Annotated in this window: 8 protein-coding genes; 4 read left to right on the top strand and 4 right to left on the bottom strand. The window is 71.7% G+C overall.

What is annotated here, in order from left to right; all coding sequences use genetic code 11:
- Both ACE3T5_RS20440 and ACE3T5_RS20435 read right to left on the bottom strand, forming a co-directional pair.
- Positions 1 to 1,268 (bottom strand): acyclic terpene utilization AtuA family protein (locus tag ACE3T5_RS20440; protein WP_374669952.1); only part of this gene is annotated, 1,268 nt, incomplete at its 3' end.
- Between the two features lie 61 nt (positions 1,269 to 1,329).
- A complete protein-coding gene (locus ACE3T5_RS20435; RefSeq protein WP_374669951.1) occupies positions 1,330 to 1,740 on the bottom strand; it encodes a bacteriohemerythrin in 411 nt (136 codons plus the stop codon).
- A 154-nt stretch (positions 1,741 to 1,894) separates the two neighbouring features.
- Between ACE3T5_RS20435 and ACE3T5_RS20430 the strand changes: the two genes are divergently transcribed.
- From ACE3T5_RS20430 to ACE3T5_RS20415, 4 genes are read left to right on the top strand one after another with little or no spacing between them, the layout of a single operon-like run.
- Positions 1,895 to 2,791 carry an MBL fold metallo-hydrolase gene (locus tag ACE3T5_RS20430; protein WP_374669950.1) on the top strand — a complete coding sequence of 299 codons (897 nt, stop codon included), beginning with the start codon at positions 1,895 to 1,897 and terminating at the stop codon, positions 2,789 to 2,791.
- Between the two features lie 38 nt (positions 2,792 to 2,829).
- Positions 2,830 to 3,828, top strand: coding sequence for a P1 family peptidase (locus tag ACE3T5_RS20425; RefSeq protein ID WP_374669949.1), 999 nt, complete (start codon positions 2,830 to 2,832; stop codon positions 3,826 to 3,828).
- 10 nt (positions 3,829 to 3,838) lie between these two features.
- A complete protein-coding gene (locus tag ACE3T5_RS20420) occupies positions 3,839 to 5,233 on the top strand; it encodes a TAXI family TRAP transporter solute-binding subunit (protein WP_374669948.1) in 1,395 nt (464 codons plus the stop codon).
- Between the two features lie 14 nt (positions 5,234 to 5,247).
- Entirely contained in the window at positions 5,248 to 5,727 is a 480-nt protein-coding gene (locus tag ACE3T5_RS20415; protein WP_374669947.1) for an OsmC family protein, read from the top strand.
- A gap of 28 nt (positions 5,728 to 5,755) precedes the next feature.
- On the opposite strand, the gene ACE3T5_RS20410 is transcribed toward ACE3T5_RS20415, so the two are convergent.
- Both ACE3T5_RS20410 and ACE3T5_RS20405 read right to left on the bottom strand, forming a co-directional pair.
- Complete coding sequence (locus ACE3T5_RS20410) at positions 5,756 to 6,346, bottom strand: lysophospholipid acyltransferase family protein (RefSeq protein WP_374669946.1); 591 nt, start codon at positions 6,344 to 6,346, stop codon at positions 5,756 to 5,758.
- A gap of 44 nt (positions 6,347 to 6,390) precedes the next feature.
- Positions 6,391 to 6,828, bottom strand: coding sequence for an SRPBCC domain-containing protein (locus tag ACE3T5_RS20405; protein ID WP_374669945.1), 438 nt, complete (start codon positions 6,826 to 6,828; stop codon positions 6,391 to 6,393).
- Positions 6,829 to 7,062 lie beyond the last annotated feature (234 nt).

Here is a 7,062-nt window from a genome sequence, read left to right as displayed (position 1 = left end):
CCGCCGCCGCCGGCCGGGCCGCAGGTGTAGAGCGCCATCACCTCGCGCGCCAGGGCCTCGGCGCTCGCGCGGTCCGGCGTGGCGCCGGCCACGCGCAGGCGCACGTCGTTGGCGTCCTGCGCGGCCGGCGTCACCCAGCGGCCGGCGTCATCCGCGAACACGCTGGCCACGCCGATCAGGTCGCGCCGCAGCGCCTGCACCGGCAGGCCCAGCAGGCGCACGCGCTCGGCCACCACGTCACCGCCCAGCCGAGCGCGCGCGGCGGCACCGGCGCCGGCATAGGAGATCTCGCCTTCGGCCAGCCACCCGCCCTCATGGCACAGCGTGGCCTTCAGCGTGGGCGGCCGCGCGTGCCCGCGCACGCCGGTGAGCGACACGCGGTCCGGCCCCTGCTCGCGCACCTCGGCCTGCGTGATGTCCGCCACCACGTCGGGCGTGAGGTAGGCGGCCGGATCGTGGATCTCGTACAGCAGTTGCTCGATGACCGTGCGGCGCGTCACGCAACCGCCGGTGCCGGCGGGCTTGGTGATCACGCAGCGGCCGTCGGCCGTGACCTCGGCAATCGGGAAGCCCACCCGCGCGAGATCGGGCACGTCCTTCACGCCCGGGTCGGCGAAGTAGCCCCCCGTGACCTGGGCGCCGCACTCCAGCAGGTGGCCCACCATGGTGCCGGCGGCGAGGCGGTCCCAGTCGTCCGCGGCCCAGCCGAAGTGGGCGATCAGCGGGCCCAGCGCCAGTGCCGGATCCGCCACGCGGCCAGTCACCACCACCTGTGCGCCCGCACGCAGCGCAGCCGCGATCTCCTGCGCGCCGAGGTAGGCATTGGCGCTCACGAGTTCACGGCCGCGCAAGCCAGCTGGCAACACCTCGGCCCATTGATCGGGCGTCAGCGTGGCCAGCAGGTCATCGCCCTCCACCACCGCCACTCGCAACGGTCCCAGGCCCAGCTCTCGCGCGATGGCCTGCACCACGGCCGCTGCACCCACCGGGTTGGCCGCGCCGAAATTGCCGACTATGGGAATGCCCGCGGCCACGCAGCGGGCGAGCACCGGGCGAACGAACTGCGCGAGTGTGGGCTCGAAGCCGGCATCGGGCTGCTGGCGCCGCCGCAGTTGCGCCAGAGCGAGCGTGCGCTCAGCCAGCGTCTCGAACATCAGCACCGCCGGCCCGCCGGCCGCGGCGAGTGCCTCCACCACCGGCACGGCCGCATCCCAGCGGTCGCCGGCAAAGCCGGCGCCACAGCCGATGCGCAGCAGGTCAGGGGTCATGCGGGCGATCCTCCCTGCCCGCCCTCGATCTGTAAAGAGGGTTCTGCCGATGGGTGCCGTCTCAGGCGGCGATGCCGCGCTCCTTGAAGAAGGGGGCGTAGGCGCGATCCACGTGCAGGATGTGCTGCACCAGCCAATCCTTCAGCAGCGCCAGCACCTCGGCGCCGACCTCCTCGCCGTCCTCGAAGCGGTTGATCACGCTCATCACCGCGGCGGTGAACTGGTCGTGCAGCGCGGTGTGGCGTTCCCGCTCGGGGTACCCGTGGCGCTGGAAGAGGTCTTCCTCCATGATGAAGTGGTTCATGGTGTAGTCCATCAGGCCGTCCAGCGTGCGGCCCACCGTCTCGCGGCCGATGCCGGGGTCCGCCAGCGCCTCATGCAGCTGGTTGGTGGCCTCCACCAGCCAGCGGTGCTGCGCGTCCACGCCGTCCAGGCCCAGCGCCAGCGCGTCGCTCCATTCCATCCATGCCATTGCCTGCCTCCCCTCGGGACACCACGCCCGGGGCGGCACGTTACACCGCCCGGCGGCTGCCGTGGGGCGGATCGCGCCACCGTGTTGATCTGCATCAAGCTCCGCGCGGCGGCGGCGCGGATCTGCTCCAATGCGGGGCAGGAGACGACAACGGATGAGCGAACCCCTGCGATTCGGCCCGGTGGCCATCCACCTGGGCGACAAGTCGGGCAAGTACCCGGACGGCAACCAGGTCATCGTGCATGGCGCGGACACACGCGCCGCCTTCGACACGCCCATCGTGGCCAACCGCATCGGCCCCGAGTTCGACGAGGTGGACCTGGTGATCCTCGGCCACGTGCATGAGGACCACATGGCCGGCCTGCACCGCGTTCCGAAGGCCGCAGTGCAGGTGCACGAGGCCGACGTGGACGCAGCGCGCAGCTGGGAAGGCCTGTGCCGCCACTACGGCTATGACGACACGGCGGTGCTGGAGGCCCTGCGCGAGATCGTGGACCGCGATTTCCACTACCACCCCCGGCCGGACGCCACCGCCTACACGCACGACACGGTGTGGGATCTGGGTGGCGGCGTGCGGGTGCGTGCGCACCACCTGCCTGGCCACACCTCGGGCCACTGCGCGCTGCTGGTCGAAAGCGAGGGCCTGGCCTTCATTGGCGACATCGACCTCACCGGCTTCGGGCCCTACTACGGCGACGGCACGTCGAGCCTGGCCGCTTTCCGCCGCACATTGCGCGAGGTGGCGGAACTCGACGCGCGGGTATGGGTCACCTCCCACCACCGTGCCGTGATCACGGACCGCGCGCAGTTCCTGCATCACCTGGCGGCCTTCGGCGCCCGCATCGACGAGCGCAGCGACAAGCTCCTCGGCTATCTCGCCGACGGCCCGCAGACACTGGCCCAGCTCACCGCGCGGCGCGTGATGTACCCGGTGGGCTACGAGATCGCCTATGCGGACGCGGCGGAATCGAACACCATCCGCCAGCACCTGATGGAACTTCAGGCCGCCGGCCGCGTGGTGCGTGAAGGCGATGCGTACGCGCTCGCCTGAGCCCGCGACCGCTGCCACCCCGCGTGGATAATCCGCGCATGCTCCCTGACGCCCTGCAGAGCGAGGCCGGCGCCATCACCCGCGTGGCGGGCATCGAGGTCGGCCACTTCACCGAGACGCGCCGGCCCACCGGCTGCACCGTGGTGCTGGCCCGCGCCGGCGCGGTGGCCGGCGTGGACGTGCGCGGCGCCGCCCCCGGCACGCGCGAGACGGACCTGCTGCACCCTTCCAACGTGGTCGAGCAGGTGCATGCCGTGCTGCTGGCCGGCGGCAGCGCCTTCGGCCTGGACGCCGCCAGCGGCGTGATGCGCTGGCTGGACGAACGCGAGATCGGCATCCAGGTCGGCCCCGCCCGCGTGCCGCTGGTGCCGGCCGCGGTGCTGTTCGATCTGCCGCTGGGCGACCCGCGCATCCGCCCCGATGCACCGGCCGGCTACGCGGCCTGCGAGGCCGCCTCCCGCGAGGCACCTGCGGAGGGCTGCGTGGGTGCCGGCACCGGCGCGGTGGTGGGCAAGATCTTCGGCTTCGACCGCGCCATGAAGGGCGGCATCGGCAGTGCCTCGATCACGGTGGACGGCGTCACCGTGGGCGCCATCGTGGCCTGCAACGCGCTGGGGGATGTGATCGACCCGGACACGGGCCGCCTGCTGGCCGGCTCGCGCAACGACGACGGCCACACGCTACGCGACACGCGCCGCGCCCTGCTGCGTGGCGAGGAGGCCAAGCCCATGCTGGCCGGCAGCAACACCACCATCGGCGTGATCGCCACCGACGCCGTGCTCACCAAGGTGCAGGCCAGCCGCCTGGCCACGGTGGGGCACGACGGACTGGCCCGCGCCATCAACCCGGTGCACACGCAGAGCGACGGCGACACGCTGTTTGCGCTGGCCACCGGCGCCAGCGGCCGCACGCTCGGCATGATGACCCTGGGCACGATGGCGGCGGAGGTGACAGCCCGCGCCGTGGTGCGCGCCATCGCGGCGGCACGCGGCGTGACGCTGGGTGCGCTGCACCTGCCCGCGGCGGGCGAGCTGTGAGCGGGAACGCTTGAAGCCCGTAGCCACCGTCCGCGACACGCTGCTGTCGCTGCGCGACCTGCTGGTCTCGGTCGGCCCCTTCGCGTTGCTCGCGCTGGCCCTGCTGGCCGCGGCGTACTGGTGGCTGGACCCGAACCCGCCCAAGCGCGTGGTGCTGGCCACCGGCCCCGCGCAGAGCGCCTACGACCAGATCGGCCAGCGCTACCAGCGCGCGCTGGCCGCGCACGGCATCCAGGTCGTGCTGCGGCCGACCGATGGCTCGTCGGCCAACCTCGCGCTGCTGCGCGAGCACAAGGTGGACCTGGGCTTCGTGCAGGGCGGCAGCGCCGAGCCGCAGCCCGAGGGCGAGGAAGGCGGCCTCGCCTCCCTGGGCAGCCTGTTCCTGGAGCCGGTGTGGGTGTTCTACCGCGCGGAGGTCGCGCGTCGCCTGCCCGGCAAGGCCCTCACCTCCCCCACGCAACTCACCGGCCTGCGCGTGAACGTGGGCACGCCCGGCAGCGGCGTGCCGGCGCTGGTGAACCGCCTGCTGGAAGCCAACCGCATGGATCCCGGCGCGCTCACCCTCTCCCGCCTGGACCAGACCCCCGCCACGGTGGCCTTTCTGGCCGGCGAACTGGACGTGATCGTGTTCGCCTCCGCGCCCGAATCGCTGCTGGTTCAGATGCTGCTGATGACGCCTGGCGTGCAGCTCATGGACTTCGCGCACAGCGAGGCCTATGCGCGGCGCATGCCCTTCCTGTCGCCCGTGGTGCTACCGCGCGGCGTGGTGGACCTGGCGCGTGACCAACCGCCGCAAGACGTGCGGCTGGTGGCCACCACCACGTCGCTGCTCGCACAAGCCGACACGCACCCGGCCCTGGTGCAGCTCTTCACCCAGGCGGCTCGCGAGGTGCATGGCTCGGCCGGCTGGTTCAACCGCGCGGGCGCGTTCCCCACCGCCGACCATGCGGAGTACCCGCTGGCGCCCGAGGCCGAGCGCGCCCTGCGCACCGGCCGGCCCTTCCTGCAGCGCTGGCTGCCCTTCTGGATCGCCAACCTGGTGGAGCGCATGTGGCTGGCGCTGGGCATCATCCTGGCGGTGCTGCTGCCGCTCTCACGCGTGGTGCCGCCGCTGTATGCCTTCCGCATCCGATCACGCGTGTTCCGCTGGTACGGGCAGCTGCGCGACATCGAGGCCCAGCTCGCCGCACCGGGCGCGGATGCCGCGGCGCTGATCGCCGAGTTGGAAGCGCTGGACACGCGCGTGGCCGGCATCCAGGTGCCGCTGGCCTACACCGATGAGCTGTATGCCCTGCGACAGTACATCGGGGCCGTGCGGCGGCGCGCGGCGCAGCCACCCGCCGCGCGGGCGTTGACCGGGCCAGCCGCTGCGCCTACGCTTGCCACCCCTGCCAACCCGACCTGAAGTCGCGCACTGCCATGGCCACGCACACCTGCACCGTCACCTGGGACCGCCAGGGCCAGACCTTCACCGACAACAAGTACAGCCGCGCGCACGCCTGGCACTTCGACGGCGGCGCGCAGGTGCGCGGGTCCAGCTCACCCCACTCGGTGCGCGTGCCCTACTCGGACCCGACGGGCGTGGACCCGGAGGAAGCCCTCGTCGCCGCCACCGCGAGCTGTCACATGCTGTGGTTCCTGTCCATCGCGGCCGGTGACGGCTGGGTGGTGGACCGCTACGACGACGCCGCCGTGGCCCGCATGGGCACCATGCCGGAAGACCGCCGCACCGGCATCACCGAGGTGGTGCTGCACCCGCACGTGGTCTTCAAGGGCCGCGCACCCGATGCCGCCGGGCTGGACGCCCTGCACCACCGCGCGCACGAGGCCTGCTTCATCGCCAACTCGCTGAAGAGCGAGGTGCGGGTGGAAGGCACGATGGACGTGGTGGCCGAGTAAGGCCTGCACGCCCGTCTTCAAGGCACGCTTACTGCGCCGTGAACTGATCCGCGTTGCGGCCGCGGATGCCGGCGTAGAACTGCTTGATGGTTGCCATGTCGGCCTCCACGTCGCCGGTGGGCACGAACACCGGGCCCAGGCCGCTGACCTTGCGCGTGTAGTCCATGTAGGCGAGCACGATGGGCACCTGCGCCTGCAGCGCGATGAAGTAGAAGCCCGTCTTCCAGTGGCGCGTCTTGCCGCGCGTGCCCTCGGGCGGCACCACCAGCTGCAGCGGCCCCGGCGCTGCGACGATCGCCGCGGCCGCGGCGGCCACCAGGTTGTTGCTCTTGCTGCGGTCCACCGCCACGCCACCCAGCCAGCGCATGATCGGCCCGAACGGCCCGCGGAACAGGCTGGCCTTGCCCATCCAGTAAATGCGCAGCCGCAGGCAGAAGGCCACCATCAGCGTGAACGGCAGATCCCAGTTGCTGGTGTGCGGCGCCGCGATCAGCACGCACTTGGCCGCCTCCGGCGGCAGGCTGCCCTGCACCTGCCAGCCCAGCAGACGAAGCGTGGCACGCGATGTGCCGCGCAGGAGGGTGTTGACGACCGGGGTGTCGAAGAGGGTGTGTTGCATGGCGTTGGCTGGCATTGTGCGCCTTGCCCACCACCCCGAGCACACTACCCCTCGCAAAGCGCCTTCAGGCGCGCGAGCGCCTGGGGATAGGTGTCGAGCATGTACTGCTCGTAGGCCGGGATCGTGTCCAGCGTGACGACGACGCGGCAGCCGCTTGGCGCATCGAGGAACCGGTAGTTCTCATAGGCGGGCGCCCACGCGCGAACCTGCTCGCTCGTGGTGTCTTCCACGCCGTTGACGATCATCCCCAAGTGGCGGATGGACACGTACTCGTGAAGCGTGTTCTCCGCGATCTCGGCGGTCATGCCGTCGCCCGTGGGCGAGCGGAACTGGATGCGCGCACCCGCCTCCCACGAGCCTGTGAAGTACGACCCCTCGCAGAAAGCGGCCGTCCACGCCTTGTAGCCCTCGTCCCCCAGCATCGCCTCCCAGGCCACCGCGCGCGGCACGTCGAGGGTCACTTCGAAAGTCAGCGTCTTCATGATCGATCTCCTGAGTGGCGCCACGGGCCTGCCCCGGGGTCATCAGACGGACGACGAACGACGGGTGGCGGATCGACACGCCGATCGCTCACCCCAGCTCGAGCGAGGTGATGCCGTACACCTCGTCCAGCGGCAGATCGGGTGCACGCCTGGTGTACATGCGCGCCGTCTCGAACACCGGCGTCATGCCCAAGCCAGCGGCCAGCCGCATGGCGTGGGCGTTCGGCTCCGGCA

Origin of the sequence: Ramlibacter sp. (assembly GCF_041916345.1) — a bacterium.
Lineage (GTDB): Bacteria > Pseudomonadota > Gammaproteobacteria > Burkholderiales > Burkholderiaceae_C > Ramlibacter.
The sequence above is the reverse complement of the archived record's forward strand: the minus strand, read 5'-3'. Positions and strand labels throughout refer to the sequence as shown.

Excerpts from the sequence above, each read along its gene's own strand:
- ACE3T5_RS20435 (WP_374669951.1), bottom strand. The coding sequence starts at position 1,740 with ATGGCATGGATGGAATGGAGCGACGCGCTGGCGCTGGGCCTGGACGGC.
- ACE3T5_RS20410 (WP_374669946.1), bottom strand. The coding sequence starts at position 6,346 with ATGCAACACACCCTCTTCGACACCCCGGTCGTCAACACCCTCCTGCGC.
- ACE3T5_RS20405 (WP_374669945.1), bottom strand. The coding sequence starts at position 6,828 with ATGAAGACGCTGACTTTCGAAGTGACCCTCGACGTGCCGCGCGCGGTG.
- ACE3T5_RS20415 (WP_374669947.1), top strand. The coding sequence starts at position 5,248 with ATGGCCACGCACACCTGCACCGTCACCTGGGACCGCCAGGGCCAGACC.
- ACE3T5_RS20430 (WP_374669950.1), top strand. The coding sequence starts at position 1,895 with ATGAGCGAACCCCTGCGATTCGGCCCGGTGGCCATCCACCTGGGCGAC.
- ACE3T5_RS20425 (WP_374669949.1), top strand. The coding sequence starts at position 2,830 with ATGCTCCCTGACGCCCTGCAGAGCGAGGCCGGCGCCATCACCCGCGTG.